The sequence below is a fragment of the Sporosarcina sp. P34 genome, assembly GCF_002743375.1.
Classification (GTDB): Bacteria; Bacillota; Bacilli; order Bacillales_A; family Planococcaceae; genus Sporosarcina.
Genome location: NZ_PDZC01000014.1, coordinates 15,016 through 31,270, shown reverse-complemented (window position 1 = coordinate 31,270; position 16,255 = coordinate 15,016). Strand labels below are relative to the sequence as shown.

General features: G+C 41.4%; 17 protein-coding genes and 1 pseudogene. 2 read left to right on the top strand and 16 right to left on the bottom strand.

Features of this window, described 5'->3' with window-relative positions:
• Positions 1 to 126 precede the first annotated feature (126 nt).
• The 7 genes and pseudogenes from dnaB to rpsF all read right to left on the bottom strand — a co-directional run bounded on the left by dnaB (position 127) and on the right by rpsF (position 6,260).
• Entirely contained in the window at positions 127 to 1,476 is a 1,350-nt protein-coding gene (gene dnaB, locus CSV63_RS15195; protein WP_369823868.1) for a replicative DNA helicase, read from the bottom strand.
• Positions 1,477 to 1,500: 24 nt separating this feature from the next.
• Complete coding sequence (gene rplI, locus CSV63_RS15190) at positions 1,501 to 1,947, bottom strand: 50S ribosomal protein L9 (RefSeq protein WP_099696561.1); 447 nt, start codon at positions 1,945 to 1,947, stop codon at positions 1,501 to 1,503.
• Positions 1,947 to 3,919 (bottom strand): annotated as a pseudogene (locus CSV63_RS15185) (DHH family phosphoesterase). The gene rplI and the pseudogene CSV63_RS15185 overlap by 1 nt, the downstream one beginning before the upstream one ends.
• Positions 3,920 to 3,930: 11 nt before the next feature.
• Complete coding sequence (locus CSV63_RS15180; RefSeq protein ID WP_158233976.1) at positions 3,931 to 4,887, bottom strand: YybS family protein; 957 nt, start codon at positions 4,885 to 4,887, stop codon at positions 3,931 to 3,933.
• A 234-nt stretch (positions 4,888 to 5,121) separates the two neighbouring features.
• A complete protein-coding gene (rpsR, locus tag CSV63_RS15175) occupies positions 5,122 to 5,358 on the bottom strand; it encodes a 30S ribosomal protein S18 (protein WP_099635880.1) in 237 nt (78 codons plus the stop codon).
• A gap of 45 nt (positions 5,359 to 5,403) precedes the next feature.
• Positions 5,404 to 5,925 carry a single-stranded DNA-binding protein gene (gene ssb / locus CSV63_RS15170; protein ID WP_099630353.1) on the bottom strand — a complete coding sequence of 174 codons (522 nt, stop codon included), beginning with the start codon at positions 5,923 to 5,925 and terminating at the stop codon, positions 5,404 to 5,406.
• A gap of 47 nt (positions 5,926 to 5,972) precedes the next feature.
• Positions 5,973 to 6,260 (bottom strand): 30S ribosomal protein S6, encoded by a 288-nt coding sequence (gene rpsF, locus CSV63_RS15165; protein WP_085132250.1) that lies wholly within the window; start codon positions 6,258 to 6,260, stop codon positions 5,973 to 5,975.
• A gap of 157 nt (positions 6,261 to 6,417) precedes the next feature.
• Between rpsF and CSV63_RS15160 the strand changes: the two genes are divergently transcribed.
• Positions 6,418 to 6,960: a DUF3267 domain-containing protein gene (locus CSV63_RS15160; protein WP_099696559.1), complete on the top strand. Its 543-nt coding sequence runs from the start codon at positions 6,418 to 6,420 to the stop codon at positions 6,958 to 6,960.
• A 133-nt stretch (positions 6,961 to 7,093) separates the two neighbouring features.
• Here the strand turns inward: CSV63_RS15160 and ychF are convergent, their stop codons facing one another.
• The 3 genes from ychF to CSV63_RS15145 form a co-directional block, all read right to left on the bottom strand.
• Positions 7,094 to 8,194, bottom strand: a complete 1,101-nt coding sequence (gene ychF / locus CSV63_RS15155) for a redox-regulated ATPase YchF (RefSeq protein WP_099696558.1) — start codon at positions 8,192 to 8,194, stop codon at positions 7,094 to 7,096.
• 94 nt (positions 8,195 to 8,288) lie between these two features.
• Positions 8,289 to 8,486 (bottom strand): DUF951 domain-containing protein, encoded by a 198-nt coding sequence (locus CSV63_RS15150; RefSeq protein ID WP_099675924.1) that lies wholly within the window; start codon positions 8,484 to 8,486, stop codon positions 8,289 to 8,291.
• Positions 8,467 to 9,405 carry a mechanosensitive ion channel family protein gene (locus tag CSV63_RS15145; protein ID WP_233192145.1) on the bottom strand — a complete coding sequence of 313 codons (939 nt, stop codon included), beginning with the start codon at positions 9,403 to 9,405 and terminating at the stop codon, positions 8,467 to 8,469. The genes CSV63_RS15150 and CSV63_RS15145 overlap by 20 nt, the downstream gene beginning before the upstream one ends.
• Positions 9,406 to 9,518: 113 nt before the next feature.
• Here CSV63_RS15145 and yyaC point away from each other — a divergent pair, with 113 nt between their 5' ends.
• Positions 9,519 to 10,160 carry a spore protease YyaC gene (gene yyaC / locus CSV63_RS15140; protein WP_099696557.1) on the top strand — a complete coding sequence of 214 codons (642 nt, stop codon included), beginning with the start codon at positions 9,519 to 9,521 and terminating at the stop codon, positions 10,158 to 10,160.
• Here the strand turns inward: yyaC and CSV63_RS15135 are convergent.
• The 6 genes from CSV63_RS15135 to mnmG form a co-directional block, all read right to left on the bottom strand.
• Positions 10,071 to 10,775 (bottom strand): DUF554 domain-containing protein, encoded by a 705-nt coding sequence (locus CSV63_RS15135; RefSeq protein WP_099696556.1) that lies wholly within the window; start codon positions 10,773 to 10,775, stop codon positions 10,071 to 10,073. The two genes, yyaC and CSV63_RS15135, sit on opposite strands and share 90 nt — an antisense overlap.
• Before the next feature lie 71 nt (positions 10,776 to 10,846).
• A complete protein-coding gene (locus tag CSV63_RS15130) occupies positions 10,847 to 11,680 on the bottom strand; it encodes a ParB/RepB/Spo0J family partition protein (RefSeq protein ID WP_099696555.1) in 834 nt (277 codons plus the stop codon).
• Complete coding sequence (locus tag CSV63_RS15125; protein WP_099696554.1) at positions 11,673 to 12,434, bottom strand: ParA family protein; 762 nt, start codon at positions 12,432 to 12,434, stop codon at positions 11,673 to 11,675. The genes CSV63_RS15130 and CSV63_RS15125 overlap by 8 nt, the downstream gene beginning before the upstream one ends.
• 194 nt (positions 12,435 to 12,628) lie before the next feature.
• Positions 12,629 to 13,501, bottom strand: coding sequence for a nucleoid occlusion protein (noc, locus tag CSV63_RS15120; RefSeq protein WP_099696553.1), 873 nt, complete (start codon positions 13,499 to 13,501; stop codon positions 12,629 to 12,631).
• 76 nt (positions 13,502 to 13,577) lie between these two features.
• Positions 13,578 to 14,300, bottom strand: a complete 723-nt coding sequence (rsmG, locus tag CSV63_RS15115; RefSeq protein WP_099696552.1) for a 16S rRNA (guanine(527)-N(7))-methyltransferase RsmG — start codon at positions 14,298 to 14,300, stop codon at positions 13,578 to 13,580.
• 51 nt (positions 14,301 to 14,351) lie between these two features.
• Positions 14,352 to 16,241, bottom strand: coding sequence for a tRNA uridine-5-carboxymethylaminomethyl(34) synthesis enzyme MnmG (gene mnmG / locus CSV63_RS15110; RefSeq protein ID WP_099696551.1), 1,890 nt, complete (start codon positions 16,239 to 16,241; stop codon positions 14,352 to 14,354).
• Between the last annotated feature and the right edge of the window lie 14 nt (positions 16,242 to 16,255).

The following is a 16,255-nucleotide window of genomic DNA, read 5'->3' as shown; positions in this document are numbered from 1 at the left end:
TTCCATATCCTTTAACTCTATCACGATTTGTGCAAAATCGCACTTTTTCAGGCAGGGACGGCTTGCTTGAAACGATAAAAAAACAGCGCGTCCTTTTCTATGGTCATAGAAGAAGAACGCGCTGTTTTATTCGTAAGACGGTGGTGATTCATGCTGGCTCCAATCGATATTGAGGAATTTATTGTATTCCTTTGCAAATGCCAACGTCACGGTACCGGTTGGACCGTTACGTTGTTTGGCAATAATGATTTCGATCATGTTTTGCATTTCAGTTTCTTTGTCATAGTAATCTTCCCGGTAAAGGAAGGAAACGATGTCGGCATCTTGCTCAATACTCCCCGACTCTCGAAGATCGGACATCATAGGTCGCTTGTCTTGACGTTGTTCAACTCCCCGTGATAGCTGTGATAGTGCAATGACTGGGATTTTTAGTTCACGTGCTAGTCCTTTTAATGAGCGGGAGATCTCAGATACTTCTTGTTGACGGTTGTCACTACCACGACCGCTTCCCATGATTAGTTGCATATAGTCAATCATCACCATGCCGAGACCATGTTCTTGTTGTAGCCGTCTACATTTTGAACGAATTTCATTGACTCGCAGACCTGGAGTGTCATCAATAAAGATCCCTGCATTTGATAATGACCCCATAGCCATTGTTAGCTTGCGCCAATCGTCCGCTTCGAGAGTACCCGTACGCAGTACTTGCGCGTCAATATTTCCTTCTGCACATAACATACGCATGACCAGCTGTTCAGCACCCATCTCGAGACTGAAGATCGCGACGTTTTCTTCTGTCTTCGTTGCCACGTTTTGCGCTACGTTCAACGCAAACGCAGTTTTACCGACAGACGGACGAGCCGCCACGATAATCAAATCATTACGTTGGAAACCTGCCGTGATCTTATCCAAATCACGAAAGCCGGTTGGAATACCTGTTACGTCACCTTTACGTGTATGTAATAATTCAATATTGTCATACGTCTCCACTAATACATCTTTGATATGACGGAAGTCGCCAGCGTTTTTCCGACTGGACACTTCCATCATTTTCTTCTCAGCTTCACCAAGTAAGGCTTCTACTTCATCTTCCCGTGTATAACCGTCTTCAACAATGTCCGTTGCAACGCGGATTAATCTGCGCAGTAATGCTTTTTCATCTACGATATTAGCATAATAGACAATGTTTGCAGCAGTCGGAACTGCATTGGCAAGCTCTGTGATATATGAAATACCTCCAACGTCTTCAAGCTCATTTTTTACTTTGAGCTCTTCGGCGATTGTCACCAAATCGACCGGCTGGCCACGGTCATTTAGTATAAGCATAGTTTCAAAAATCTTTTTATGTGCGATTCGATAAAAATCTTCCGGCAACAATATTTCAGATGCAGTAATCAGTGCTTGTGGTTCTAAAAATATTGCCCCGAGGACCGACTGCTCTGCTTCGTTGTTATGCGGAGGTGTGCGCTCGATCATCTGGTTCAAGCTATTATCTCCTTATCATTCTTCTGTAACATGCACTTTAAGCGTCGCTGTTACATCAGGGTGTAATTTGATCGGAATATTTGTAAAACCTAGTGCACGAATTGGCTCAGGTAATTCCATCTTGCGGCGGTCTACTTTAATTTTGTTTTGCTTTTCTAACGCTTGGGCGATTTGCTTTGATGTGATAGAACCAAATAGACGACCATCTTCACCAGTTTTCGCCTGTAGCTCTACAGTCAACTGTTCGACTTGCTCTTTTAATTCTTTAGCTTCTGCCAATTCCGCAGCTGCATCTTTCATTTGGCGATCCTTCTGACCTTGCAACTTACTTAAATTACCCGGAGTTGCCTCAACTGCTACATTATTTTTTAATAAAAAGTTTTGTGCGTATCCAGTTGAAACCTCTTTCACTTCGCCTTTTTTACCTTTTCCTTTAACGTCTTTTAAAAAAATAACTTTCATCATTCATTTCCCCTTTCTACATATTGATCTAGTACGTCCTTTAACATCGTGATGGCTTCATCCATCGTATCTACGCTTAACTGGCAAGCAGAATTCGTTAAATGACCGCCACCACCCAATTCTTCCATTATAACTTGAACATTCAATTCACCCAATGAGCGGGCACTAATACCAATTTTCCCATCATCACGCTTTGCGACGACGAATGAAGCGGAAATGCCCTGCATAGTCAGCAAAATGTCAGCTGTCTGTGCGATTAGTACGGAGCTGTGGACCACTTCCTCTTGTCCTCGCGCAATCGCAATATCGCCATTGCCCACGAATTCTACAGTCTCAATTAATTTTGATCGTTCAATATACGTCTCAATATCTTCTTTTAATAAACGCTGTACTAGCACGGTATCGGCACCATTCGTCCGCAAATAAGAAGCGGCTTCAAATGTCCGAGAACCTGTCCTAAGTGTAAAGCTTTTCGTATCAACGACAATACCCGCTAGCATCACTGTCGATTCCAGCATCGTCAACTTTTCGTTCTTTGGCTGATACTCCAGCAATTCCGTTACAAGCTCCGCTGTCGAAGATGCATATGGTTCCATATAAACGAGCACAGTGTTATTGATAAACTCTTCTCCACGTCGATGATGGTCGATTAATACAACCTTCTGTGCCTTGTCCAGTATTCGCTCATCAATCACCATACTCGGCCTATGCGTATCGACAATAACGACCAATGAACGCTCCGTCATCAATTCCAATGCCTCTTCAGGCATCAACATGTGATCATACAATTCTTCATCTTGCTGCACTTCATCCATCAAACGACTGACACTAGCATCAAGCTGGTCGAAATTAACGACAACATAGCCTTCAACACCGTTCATTTTTGCCATCTTGCGTACACCAATCGACGCACCAATCGCATCCATGTCAGGCATTTTGTGACCCATGACGAACACGCGGTCACTATCTTGGATTAAATCACGTAGTGCATGTGAAATAACTCTTGCACGCACCCGTGTGCGCTTTTCAACAGGGTTTGTCTTACCACCATAGAATTTAATTTTTCCATCATGGTGTTTAATCGCTACTTGGTCACCGCCACGTCCGAGCACTAAATCCAAGCTCGATTGTGCTAGTTCACCGAGTTCTGTAAGCGACGTAGTGCCTGTCCCTACCCCAAACTCAATGTAAGAGATACGCTGTGTTTAGACGTGTTCTCACGAATCGTATCGAGCAATGAAAACTTAGTCTTCTCCAATAATTCTAAAGTACCTTCATTGAAAACAGCCAAGAAGCGCTCAGAAGAAATTCGTTTTACGAAGATCCCATATTCATCTGCCCATTGATTGACCAATGAAGTAACAAGGGAGTTCATCTGGCTTCGTGTCTGGTCGTCCATCGTCTGAGACAGTTCATCATAGTTATCAACCAACAAAATCCCAATCGTTGTTCGATCAGCATAATAAAGGGATTGCATCTTCATACGTTCTGTTACGTCAAATAGATAGATCAGTTTCTCTTCTGGTTTGTAGTAGACACGGTATGAGCGATCATTTAATACAATGACGTCTTGCTCACTGTCTTCTCTAATCACTTGACGGAATGCTTCATTCATTTCGTAAAGCTGTGACCCTATCCAAGTCTTGTCAGGATAAATGGAGGTAATAAATGGATTGACCCATTCGATTAATTGCTTATCATTCAGCAAAATAATACCGATTGGTAATTCCAGTAACGCTTCTTCTCCTACCCTTTTCATTCGATAGGATAATGTTTCAATATATTTCTCAGTTTCCAGGTAATTATCATTCTCTACTTTCCAAGCAATGCCTAGTGCAAGCGCATAAGCGATGGAAAAAAACAGTCCAATCCAAAAATTCAATAGCATTAGTAGTACGGAACCTACCGCACCAAGTAAAGACAAGAATGCTAATGGAATTCGTATCCCGCGTTTTTTATAAAATAAATTCACTATCTCATCTCCTACGCTCTCTTGTCTTTATCTATCCACGTACGAATGTTAATGGCGATATCCAAAACACCCAACATTACGGTAAAGGGACTGAGGAACATGGCGAATAATGTAGCTAGCACATTGACGATTATTGGAAGCTTCATCTTGCGCAATGCATAGTAAATTAACGCCAAACCTTGTAAGAAGAATAAGAATCTAAAGATGAGAATGGCATTTGCCTCCAGTAGATAAAACATCGTTCCTTGTTCCGGCTGCGACAAAACGGAAATCAACAGCAGTGCTAGATAAACCAATACTGTTGCAAATGGAAGGCGCATAGTAAGGAATGAAGCAAATTTAGGAACTTCAAAACGCAAACGTGTTGCAACCGCCAAAATTGGCATAACGAACAGATAAGCTGTTACAAAAACAGATAAGATGAACAGTGAAGGCACAATAGTTTGGTAATACGTAAATGCCTCTGCCAAGGTTCGTTCTATATCTCCAGTTGAATCTCCCATTCCCGACATGATCACAAGCGCTTCTTGCTGAATAGTTGAAAATTGTTGCATCAGCTGTTCAATCGGATTAATTTTCATGAACCACACAGTACCAAGATACAATAGACTCAATAAGATGAGCAATGTGACACCTGTTGCCATATATACATAAAGTTTCGTCTTGCCCGTCCGCACGGTATCACCAATAACGAATCCAACTGCACTTAATACAACCGCTGCTGGAATGGAAAGTAAACCGCCAATCAATAATGTGATAAGCCATGTACACATCGCCATCATCAGTGTAGATGTTCGGTCATAACGCAAACGATAAATCGTAATGGGCAATGGAACGAGCAATATTGTCAATAAGCCGAGTAATGGTACGTATAAAGTCATTGCCAGTAATATGGCAAAGAGTGCTACCATCATCGCACCGTACGTAATTCTACTTGCTTGATCTTGCATATCTACGCCCCAATTCATTCTTTGCTTCTTTTGCCGCCTGTCAATCATAAGAAGACAAAGTGTTACATTCCTAAATTCATATAAAGTGACAATCATCCTTCTAATTGTATCATGATTCGATGTGAAATCAAAAGTACAGGCAGTTGCGCTTTCCAGTAAAATGGATGCGTAATGTACTTTGGAATATAAGGCTTTCGTAATAAATAAAAAACCGCCACTGACTGAATAATTCAGTCAGTGGCGGTTTATATATTACCGCTCTTCAGATACGAACGGAAGTAGTGCCATGATGCGTGCACGTTTAATTGCAATCGTCAATTTACGTTGGTATTTAGCGCTTGTACCAGTAACTCGACGAGGCAACATCTTTCCGCGCTCAGAGATAAACTTCTTCAACAAATCTACATCTTTATAGTCGATGTGCGTAATGTGGTTAGAAGTAAAATAGCAAACTTTACGGCGTTTGCGACCTCCACGACGTGGTGCCATAATTGTTGTCCTCCTTCCTATTTACGTATCCAGTGAACCGTTCTATCAGAATGGCAAGTCATCATCTGTTACTTCAATCGGACCGCCGCCTGGTTGGAATGGATCATTATCGACACGTGTCATATTTTGCTGATTCGGTTGGTAGGATTGCTGGTTATTGTATCCTTGTCCCTGGTCTTGAGAAGGTGCGTTATAAGAAGGCGCTCCCCCACCATAAGATGGCGTTTGCTGACGTTCTGTATTGGCTCCTCTTGGTTCCAGGAATTGAGTACTATCCGCAACAACTTCTGTCGTGTAAACACGCTTACCGTCTTGACCTTCGAAGCTGCCCGTCTGTATACGACCATCTACTCCGGCTAGACTTCCTTTTCGTAAATAATTCGCGATATTCTCAGCCTGTTTACGCCAAGCTACACACGTGATGAAATCTGCTTCCCGTTCTCCTTGGGCATTAGCGAACGCACGGTTCACTGCCAATGTAAAACGTGTTACAGCAATTCCAGTCTGTGTGTATTTCAGCTCAGGATCTTTTGTTAATCGGCCAACTAAAACGACACGGTTTATCATTCAGAATCAAACCTCCCTCATCATAAATTTTAAAACTTTATATCAGATTACGCATCTACACGAATTGTCATATGACGAATGATACCTTCGTTGATGTTCGCTAAACGTGTAAATTCATCGATTGCTTCTGCACCAGCGTTAGCAGTTACTAATTGGTAGTAACCTTCACGTAAGTCGTCGATTTCGTAAGCAAGACGACGCTTGCCCCACTCTTTCGACTCGATGATTTCCGCTCCGTTTGAAGTTAGAACAGTATCAAAGCGTTCAATCAACGCTTTTTTCGCATCCTCTTCAAGAGTTGGGCGCATAATGTACATAATTTCGTACTTTCTCATCAATAGTCACCTCCTTATGGACTTGGGCCCTACTTTTACAAGTGGGCAAGGAGTAAGTAAAATTTAATATTACTCACATCAGTACATGTTATCACATTGCAATTGGAATATCAACCACTAATATACTATACTAAATGAATAGAAGGAGTGATCTCGCATGGAAAAACAGCAGCCTGTGATTGTCGAGCTTGATTTACAAAAAATAGCGAAGCAAAGTCTTTGGCTTACTCTCCTACCGCTCATAGCACTTTTAATAATCCGTGGTCTGTTACAAGGTGGACTATTTCTGTCTTTTTCAGTGTGGTATTTTATCTATGCTTTGGTCGGATATATTTTATTGATTGTTATACATGAGTTTTTTCATTTGCTCGGTTTCCGATTTTTTTGTAATGTGCCGTGGAAGAACATGGCGTATGGCGTCAATTTGAAGATGGGGGTTGCGTATGCTACCGCAGATCAGTTGATGGACAACAAAGGCATTCGCAAAGCGTTGTTACTGCCCTTTTGGATGACGGGTGTGTTGCCTGCCATTAGTGCATTGTATTTCAATGATGGTGTGCTGTTGCTGTTAGGTGCGATGCTAATTGGCGGGGCAGCTGGAGATTTTGCGATGTACAAGGAATTAAAGAAATTTCCAGATGATGCAATGGTGAGGGATGATCCAGAGCTACCAAAGTTGTATGTGTACCCTGTTGAATGAAATAAAGAGGCTGGAGTTGCCGTCTCCTTTTACCCCTTACTTAACTTTCCACTAAGGATCTAAGTCGTTCTTGACCTCAACCAACTTCAAATCAAAAAAAGCTGATCCCCACGTGGAGAATCAGCCTTTCGTGTTATACGTTAAAACGGAACAACATGACGTCTCCGTCTTTAACGACGTATTCTTTACCTTCCAAACGAACCTTGCCAGCCTCTTTTGCTGCTGTCATGGAACCATGCTCGACTAAGTCGTCGTAGGCTACTGTTTCCGCACGGATAAATCCGCGTTCGAAGTCGGTATGAATTACTCCAGCACATTGCGGTGCTTTCATGCCCTTACGGAATGTCCATGCACGAACTTCTTGCACACCCGCTGTGAAATACGTAGCAAATCCAAGTAAGTTGTAAGTTGCTTTAATCAACTGATCAAGACCGGATTCTTTGATGCCTAGCTCTTCAAGGAACATTTCCTTCTCATCGTCTTCAAGCTCAGCCATCTCTTCTTCAATTTTCGCACAAACTACGATTACTTCTGCATTGTCCTGCTCTGCAAAGTCACGAACCTGTTGTACGTAGGGATTATTGTCCGCATCTGCAATTTCATCTTCTGAAACGTTCGCTACATATAACATTGGTTTAATCGTTAATAGATGCATACCTTTAACGACTTGTAGTTCATCATCCGTCAAATCAACGGAACGAGCTGCCATTGAATTTTCAAATGCATCACGTAACTTCAGTAAAATCGGCTCTTCGACCATTGCTTCTTTGTCTTTTTGTTTCGCCATCTTGGAAACACGCGCTAAACGCTTATCTACACTCTCCATATCTGCCAAGATCAATTCCAAGTTAATGACTTCGATATCATCAATTGGATTTACTTTCCCTGATACGTGTGTAATGTTTTCATCTACGAAACAACGGACTACCTGACAAATCGCATCTACTTCTCGAATATGTGAAAGGAACTTGTTACCAAGACCTTCACCTTTACTTGCACCTTCTACAATCCCCGCAATATCAGTAAATTCGAATGCAGTTGGAACCGTCTTTTTCGGTGTGACGAGCTCAGTTAATTTATCCAAACGCTCATCTGGCACTTCAACTATTCCTACGTTTGGGTCAATCGTACAGAACGGATAGTTCGCTGCCTCTGCTCCTGCTTTTGTGATTGCATTAAATAAAGTTGATTTTCCCACGTTCGGAAGACCTACAATTCCAGCCGTTAACGCCATTATTCCCACACCTTTCTTATCTATCCAAAGCTTACATTATTCGTTAGTCAACCACTTCATTATAAGGACAATACGCTAAATTGTCCATGTGTTCTCAAGACTCGTTCTTCAGTAGAATCTTTTTCATCTTCTTAGCAAACTCATTACGCGGAATCATAACGCTATGTCCACAGCCTTCACATTTAATGCGAATATCCGCACCCATTCGGATGATTTTCCAAGCATTTGTTCCACACGGGTGCTGTTTTTTCATCTCTACCACATCATGCAAATTAAATTCTTTGGCCGCCATTGTGTGAATCTCCTTCCCTCTGTTCTTCACGTATTACCATTCGTGGATAAGGCATTTCAATTCCATTCAAGTCCATGAATTTCTTTAAGTCCTGTCGAAGTTTACGACCTACTCCAAAATTAGCAACCGGCTCTGTTTCCGCGGCAATACGTAGCAAGATTCTTGAAGGTTCCATACTTTGTACGCCTAACACCTCTGGTACACCAATAACTTCTGAATAACGTTCTTTTGGTAACTTTTTAAGGAATTCTTTGATTAATTCTTCAGCATGGTCAATATCCGTTTCATAGGATAACGCCAGATCAAGTAAGACCATTGAATTCGTGACAGAGAAATTAATGACTTCGCCTATTTGACCGTTAGGTACTGTATATAATTCACCGCCGTACAATGCAATCTTCGTTGTGCGAAGCCCGATTTCCATGACGGTTCCTTCACCTGAATTAATACGTACATAATCCCCTACTCCAAATTGATCTTCAAAAATAATGAAGAATCCAGATATGACATCCTTCACTAAACTCTGGGCTCCGAAACCGACAGCAAGACCTAGCACACCCGCACCCGCAAGAAGACCTTTTACATCTATTTTAAATTCCGTCAAAACAGCCAAAATAGCAGAAAAATAGACAATGTATTTCAATGCATTTTCCAAAAGTTTAATCATAGTTTTTTCACGTCGCTCTGTCTTACGCATCGGACTTTTTAGCTTAATGGAGAAAAATCGGCGAATCAATACTTGTCCAACTTTTACCACGATACTTGCCACGACAATAATTAAAGTAATGCGAATTGCAAAGAATCCAGTGCCTAGCCAAAAATCTGCGTCAAATAGAGTTCCTTTTACCTGTCGAACTGCTTCGTCTAAAACTTCCAGGTTTTCTTTCACTTCTTCTTGTGTAGTAGAAGTTGATGCCATTGAAAGAAATCCTCCTTTCGTATAAACCCTTACCCCTGAGGATATACTGCACAGCAATACCTGCGCAGAATACATTTCAGCGTAAATACAACACAAAGGATAGGTGTCGCCCTATGTATACAGCTGAACCCTCTTCTTATCATTACCGTCTTTCTAGTAAAGAAACCGGTGTCGTGTGGAAATTAAGTTCTTATTTCATGCAACATATCCCTTTTAAACAACAACCCATCATTTTTTATTGTATCGGAACTGATCGTTCTACTGGCGACTCTCTCGGTCCTTTGACAGGCTCCTACTTGTCAGAGCTAAGCCTATTCCCATATACAGTAGTTGGCACGTTACAAGAGCCATTGCACGCCCTTAATCTACAACAACGCATTGAGCTCACGAAGTCCTTATACCCCGATGCTTTTGCAGTGGCGATCGACGCCTGCCTAAGTAAGAAGGACGCAGTTGGTGACCTATTGTTTCATAGCGGCCCTATTGCACCAGGGAAAGCCGTGGGTAAAGAACTTCCCCTAGTGGGTGATGTATCAGTTAAAGGAATCGTCAATGTGAGTGGTTTCATGGAGCAAGCTGTTTTACAAAGCACTCGTCTTCATCTGCCATTTGAAATGAGTCGTATGATTGGTCGGGCCTTACAATTAGCACATCATCGTCAGCCGTCAAAAAGCATATACAATCGTTACGATGACCGCAACTACCGCAATACCTGGGATGAAATTAGCTACTCGGATTTTAGTCAAGCCGATTAGATTTAATCCGATTGCCGCAATCATCAAGCCACCTGTAGCTGTCATTTCAGAAATGAATAACTGCATTAATTCATCTGGAACAAATCGACTGAGGATGGTAGCAAGAAAGGTGATACTACCTTGGTAAATCAATAGAGGGATGGTAGCAAATGCTACACCAATACCTAATGTAGAACTAAAGATGATGGAAGTGAATCCGTCTAATATGCCTTTCATTATTAAAACGTTGTGATCATTACGGAGACCACTATCAATAGCCCCAATGATTGCCATGGAACCCACACAAAAAAACAACGTAGCCGTAACGAATCCTTGTGCAATTCCCTGTCCTTCTCTTTTAGACGGTAACTTTCCTTCAATCCATCGTCCCAATTGGTTAACTTTTTGATCGAGGTCAATCCATTCGCCAAGGATTGCCCCAATCACAATACTAAGAATGACGATGACAATTTGTGTGGTTTCAAATGTCATTTGTAAACCAATTGCCACTACGGCCATTCCTATTCCGTACATGATGGTTTCTTTCATACGTTCCGGTATTCCGTATAAAAACCTACCGATTAATGTACCGATAATAATCGTAAATACATTAAATAATGAGCCAAACAATATCATATAGTCACGTCCAAGTTCTTTTCAAGAATAAAACCTATTTTGCAATGAAAGCAAAATAGGTTTGTGTGTCATCACTCGGCGTTCAATAATTCAAGAATACGTTCAAAGTCTTCATCAGAGTGAAACTCAATTTCGATTTTACCTTTTTTCTTCGTTTTCTTGATTGTTACATTTGTACCAAATTGTTCACGCAGTGTGTTTTCCTGTGCTTCAATAAATATATCTTTTTTCTTTTCTTTCTTAGTTTCACGTGGAACATCTTCATTTAAATGTTGAACCAATTTTTCCAATTGACGGACATTCAGCCCTTCCGTCTTGGTTTTTTCGGCAATAGCTATGATTTGCTCTTTTTTACGCAACCCGAGAAGTGTACGACCATGTCCCATTGAAAGTATTCCATGGGAAATGTCTTTCAAAACTTTCTCCGGTAACGCGAGTAAACGAATGTGGTTGGCAATGTGCGGTCTACTCTTGCCGAGTCTAAAGGCTAGTTGCTCTTGTGTTAGCTTCAGACTTTCCATTAAACTTTGGTATGCTTCCGCTACTTCAATTGGAGATAAGTCTTCACGCTGCAAGTTCTCAAGAATGGCCATTTCCATAGACTGTTCATCTGTTAGATCTCGTACGACTGCCGGAATCTCTTTTTTTCCTGCCAGTTCAGAAGCACGGAATCTTCTTTCCCCTACAACAATTTCATACTGCGTCCCTACACTTCGCACGATAATTGGTTGTAGAACACCGTGTTCCTTAATTGACTCACTTAATTCATTCAACGCCACTTCATTGAATTCTTTACGTGGCTGATATGGATTAACTTTAATGCTTTTTAGACGTAAAAGCTCTACTTTTTCCAATGTTTCACGAGGAAATAATGCATTAAGACCTTTACCTAGACCTTTACTCATTCTCCACCACTTCCTTTGCCAGCTCTGAATAAACTTCCGCACCTTTGGATCGTGGATCATATAATATAATTGGCTTACCATGACTTGGCGCTTCACTTAACCGAACGTTACGAGGAATGATTGTTGTATACACTTTGTCTTGAAAGTATTTCTTTACTTCTTCAATAACTTGTATGCCTAAATTGGTCCGGGCATCAAACATCGTCAATAGTACCCCGTCAATATAAAGTGCTTCATTTAGGTGTTTTTGAACGAGGCGGATCGTACTGAGCAGTTGACTAAGTCCTTCGAGCGCATAGTATTCACACTGTACAGGAATTATGATTGAATCCGAAGCCGTCAATGCGTTCAACGTTAACAGACCAAGAGATGGAGGACAGTCAATAATGACATAGTCATAGTCATCTTTAATGTCTTGAATTGCGTGTTTCATGCGAACCTCACGTGATATCGTAGAAACTAGCTCAATTTCAGCTCCCGCAAGTGAAATGGTAGCAGGTACAATTTCAAGATTTTCAATATCCGTTGGTAGAATAACTTCACGTACTGGCACATCATCAATTAACATATTATAAATACAGTTTTGTACATCACCTTTGTTCACACCGACCCCGCTCGTCGCATTTCCTTGTGGATCGGAATCAATCAAGAGCACTTTTTTGCCTAAATGGGCAAGGCATGCACTTAAGTTTACGGAAGTCGTCGTTTTTCCGACTCCGCCTTTTTGATTTGCTATAGCAATAATCTTACCCACTCTTGCACCTGCTTTCTTTCCTATTTCGTTTGTCTTACTAGTATACCAAAGTTTTACTCGTGGTTACCTATGTTTGAAATTCCTGACAAAGAATATGTTCTATGTGGTCTATTTCAGTTTATCATTTTCACTGGATGAACTCTATTGATATATAAGAAAACTCTTGCTAGTTAGTCAGCAAGAGTTTCCATTCATCACTTTTTACATATTTTCACCGTAATCGTGTAGTATTCTTCAGAATCCACTTCCTCGGCGGCTACTTCAATCCCGCTCTTGGATATCAGTGCAAGGGATTCTCGCAAGGTGTTCACTGCAATACGAATATCCTTGCTCACGGATTTTTGTCGAGACCCGCGTCTTCTTGCAGGTTGCACTTTCTCAACTGATTCCGTTGGAAATAATATTTCTTTAATCCTAGCTTCTAAATCCTTGACATTGTATTGGTTTATTTTAATTTCTTCCAGCACTTCCACCTGAAGAGTAGGTTCTTTTAACGGTAATAATGCACGTGCATGACGTTCAGATATCTTTTTTTGTAAAATTGCTGTTTGAACCGGTTCAGGTAACTTCAACAAACGCATTTTATTTGCAATTGTAGACTGTCCTTTACCAAGACGTTGCGCCAATGCTTCCTGTGTCAATTCATGTAACTCTAACAAACGTTCATAGGCATGCGCTTCTTCAATTGCCGTTAGTTCTTCACGTTGCAAGTTCTCAATTAATGCAATCGAGGCTGTCTCTTTATCATCTAAGTCACGCACAATTGCCGGTACTTCCGTCCAACCAAGCTTACGCATTGCCCGAAATCTTCGTTCCCCTGCGATGATTTCGTATGATCCATCTTCTTTCGTTCGAATAACAATAGGTTGAATAACACCATGTGTATGAATGGTTCTAGCAAGTTCTTCAATTTTTTCCTCATTAAAAATTGCCCGTGGCTGGTATTGATTCGGTGTAATTAAATCAATTGCAATTTGTGCTACCTTCTCCAGATGATGAACATTCACTTCTTCTATTGTAGTCATCTTTTCTCCCCCACCAAAAAAACGCGAAAAAGTACTTTTCAACCCCTACACCACCTTTTCGAAACTATTCCCTTTTTACTCTTCTATAAAATTGTTTCACGTGAAACATTTCCCACAGTTAGTTTGCTGTAATCGGTGTTTTATTAGGCACTCCTGGCTTTCTAGGATATTTCTTAGGTGTCTGCTTTTTCTTTTCAAATACAAAGATATGACGTTCGCTATCTTCTTCTGGTAATAGAAATTCATGTTCATTCTGTAAAACTGCCCCAAGTAATTTTACAGCTCGAGTAGCATCTTTCATTTCTTCAGATGCGGCTGCACCTTTCATAGAAACAAAAAGTCCTCCTTGTTTGACGAGCGGAATACAAAGTTCCGATAATACCGATAACCGTGCTACTGCACGTGCAGTCACCACATCGAACTGTTCACGGTACTTGGGGTTACGACCAAATTCTTCTGCTCTTGCATGGACGAACGCCACATTTTCAAGCTTTAACTCCCCAGCCAAGTGATTTAAAAATGTAATACGTTTATTCAATGAATCTACAATCGTCACGTGTAAGTGTGGGTAGATAATCTTCAACGGGATACTTGGAAAACCTGCGCCGGCACCTACGTCGCAAACAGATTCATATTTTGTGAAGTCCACGTAAAATGCACTTGTAATGGAATCATAGAAATGCTTTAGATATACGGAAGGTGCGTCCGTAATTGCCGTCAAGTTCATCTTTTCATTCCACTCAACCAGTACTTCAAAATAGCGTGTAAATTGTTGCTTCTGTGCATCCGACAACAGAAAGCCTTTCTCTTGCAGAGCCTCGTAAAATTGTTCTTCTGTCATGTTCTCATTCCTTTTCAAAAAGACTGACGCTACAAAGCGCCAGTCAAAGACTCAACCGGATACTTTCGCAATTTTTCCTTGTTCAATATAGACAAGCAAAATGGAGATATCTGCTGGATTGACACCCGAAATGCGTGATGCCTGCGCAATCGACAATGGTTGTACCTCTTTAAGGTTTGCCTTTGCTTCTTTCGCAATGCCTGAAATTGCATCATAATCAATGTTCTCTGGAATCCGTTTATTCTCCATCTTTTTCATCCTTGCTACTTGCTGCATGGACTTTTCGATGTATCCTTCATACTTAATGAAAATTTCCACTTGTTCCGCCACTTCTTCGCTAATTTCTTCAAGTGGTGGGACTACTTTACACAATTCGCTATACTTCATTTCCGGCCGCTTCAGTAAATCAGCCGCTTTCATTGGTTCACGAAGTGCCGTTCCATTGACTCTAGCAATAATTTCTTGGATCTCTTCGGTCGGTTTCACAGTCACCTTGCGTAAATGATCAATTTCCGCCTCGATTTGTGCCTTCTTCGCTAAAAATTTCGTGTGGCGCTCTTCACTAATCATTCCATTTTGGTAACCAATTTCCGTCAGACGCATATCGGCATTATCATGACGAAGCAAGAGGCGATATTCCGCTCGTGACGTCAGAAGACGATACGGTTCACTTGTACCTTTAGTGACCAAGTCATCAATTAGTACGCCAATATACGCATCACTACGTCCAAGAACGACTTCTTCCTTACCAAGCACGTTGCATGCTGCATTAATACCGGCCATCAATCCTTGTGCCGCGGCTTCTTCATATCCCGAAGTTCCGTTAATTTGGCCAGCCGTGTACAAATTCTTAATTTTTTTCGTTTCCAACGTTGGCCATAGTTGTGTTGCAATTATAGAATCATACTCAATCGCATAGCCAGCACGCATCATTTCAGCCTTTTCAAGTCCCGGTACGCTCGCAATTAGGCGATGTTGTATATGCTCTGGAAGACTTGTTGACAATCCCTGCACATATACTTCTCTTGTATTACGACCTTCAGGCTCTAGGAAAATCTGGTGACGTGACTTGTCCGCAAAACGTACAATTTTATCTTCAATAGACGGACAGTAACTTGGTCCTTTTCCTTTAATCATACCCGAATACATTGGAGATAAATGAAGATTTTCATTGATGATTTCATGTGTTTCGGGAGTGGTATACGTTAACCAACACGGTAGTTGATCCATAATGTATTCCGTTGTTTCATAACTGAACGAACGCGGCACGTCGTCTCCCGGCTGAATCTCTGTCTTGCTGTAATCAATTGTATTGCTGTTGATACGTGGAGGAGTTCCTGTTTTAAATCGAACCGTCTGTAGACCAAGTTCCTGCAGATGTTCCGCCAGTTTGATGGATGGCATTTGATTATTCGGCCCACTAGAGTATTTTAGATCTCCAATGATAACCTCACCGCGTAAAAATGTACCTGTTGTAATAATGACAGTCTTTGCACGGAAAATTGCACCGATCTGTGTCACTACGCCTTTTATTTCATCTTCTTCGACGATTAACTGCTCGACAACCGCTTGACGAATTGTCAAATTCGGTTCCTCTTCCAGTATCCGCTTCATTTCTTGCTGATATAGTACTTTATCCGCTTGTGCACGCAAAGCACGCACTGCCGGGCCTTTCCCTGTGTTCAATAAACGCATTTGAATATGCGTTTTATCTATGACCTTTGCCATCAAGCCGCCCAGTGCATCTATTTCACGCACTACGATACCTTTTGCAGGTCCTCCTAATGAAGGATTACATGGCATGAAAGCAATCATGTCTAAATTCATTGTTAAAACTAATGTCGATGCGCCCATCTTGGCTGATGCGTAGGCTGCTTCTGCGCCTGCGTGTCCAGCTCCAATGACGATACAATCGAACGTGCCTGCTTCAAATTGTGGCATGTTCGTTCATCCTT

Bases quoted from the DNA above. Each gene is read 5' to 3' on its own strand.
- dnaB (WP_369823868.1), bottom strand. From the start codon at position 1,476: ATGATCGAGCGCACACCTCCGCATAACAACGAAGCAGAGCAGTCGGTC.
- ychF (WP_099696558.1), bottom strand. From the start codon at position 8,194: ATGGCGTTAACGGCTGGAATTGTAGGTCTTCCGAACGTGGGAAAATCA.
- rsmG (WP_099696552.1), bottom strand. From the start codon at position 14,300: ATGACAGAAGAACAATTTTACGAGGCTCTGCAAGAGAAAGGCTTTCTG.
- CSV63_RS15150 (WP_099675924.1), bottom strand. From the start codon at position 8,486: ATGGCGGCCAAAGAATTTAATTTGCATGATGTGGTAGAGATGAAAAAA.
- CSV63_RS15180 (WP_158233976.1), bottom strand. From the start codon at position 4,887: ATGAATTGGGGCGTAGATATGCAAGATCAAGCAAGTAGAATTACGTAC.
- CSV63_RS15145 (WP_233192145.1), bottom strand. From the start codon at position 9,405: ATGGCATCAACTTCTACTACACAAGAAGAAGTGAAAGAAAACCTGGAA.
- yyaC (WP_099696557.1), top strand. From the start codon at position 9,519: ATGTATACAGCTGAACCCTCTTCTTATCATTACCGTCTTTCTAGTAAA.
- mnmG (WP_099696551.1), bottom strand. From the start codon at position 16,241: ATGCCACAATTTGAAGCAGGCACGTTCGATTGTATCGTCATTGGAGCT.
- ssb (WP_099630353.1), bottom strand. From the start codon at position 5,925: ATGATAAACCGTGTCGTTTTAGTTGGCCGATTAACAAAAGATCCTGAG.
- rplI (WP_099696561.1), bottom strand. From the start codon at position 1,947: ATGAAAGTTATTTTTTTAAAAGACGTTAAAGGAAAAGGTAAAAAAGGC.
- CSV63_RS15135 (WP_099696556.1), bottom strand. From the start codon at position 10,775: ATGATATTGTTTGGCTCATTATTTAATGTATTTACGATTATTATCGGT.
- CSV63_RS15160 (WP_099696559.1), top strand. From the start codon at position 6,418: ATGGAAAAACAGCAGCCTGTGATTGTCGAGCTTGATTTACAAAAAATA.
- rpsF (WP_085132250.1), bottom strand. From the start codon at position 6,260: ATGAGAAAGTACGAAATTATGTACATTATGCGCCCAACTCTTGAAGAG.
- rpsR (WP_099635880.1), bottom strand. From the start codon at position 5,358: ATGGCACCACGTCGTGGAGGTCGCAAACGCCGTAAAGTTTGCTATTTT.
- CSV63_RS15130 (WP_099696555.1), bottom strand. From the start codon at position 11,680: ATGAGTAAAGGTCTAGGTAAAGGTCTTAATGCATTATTTCCTCGTGAA.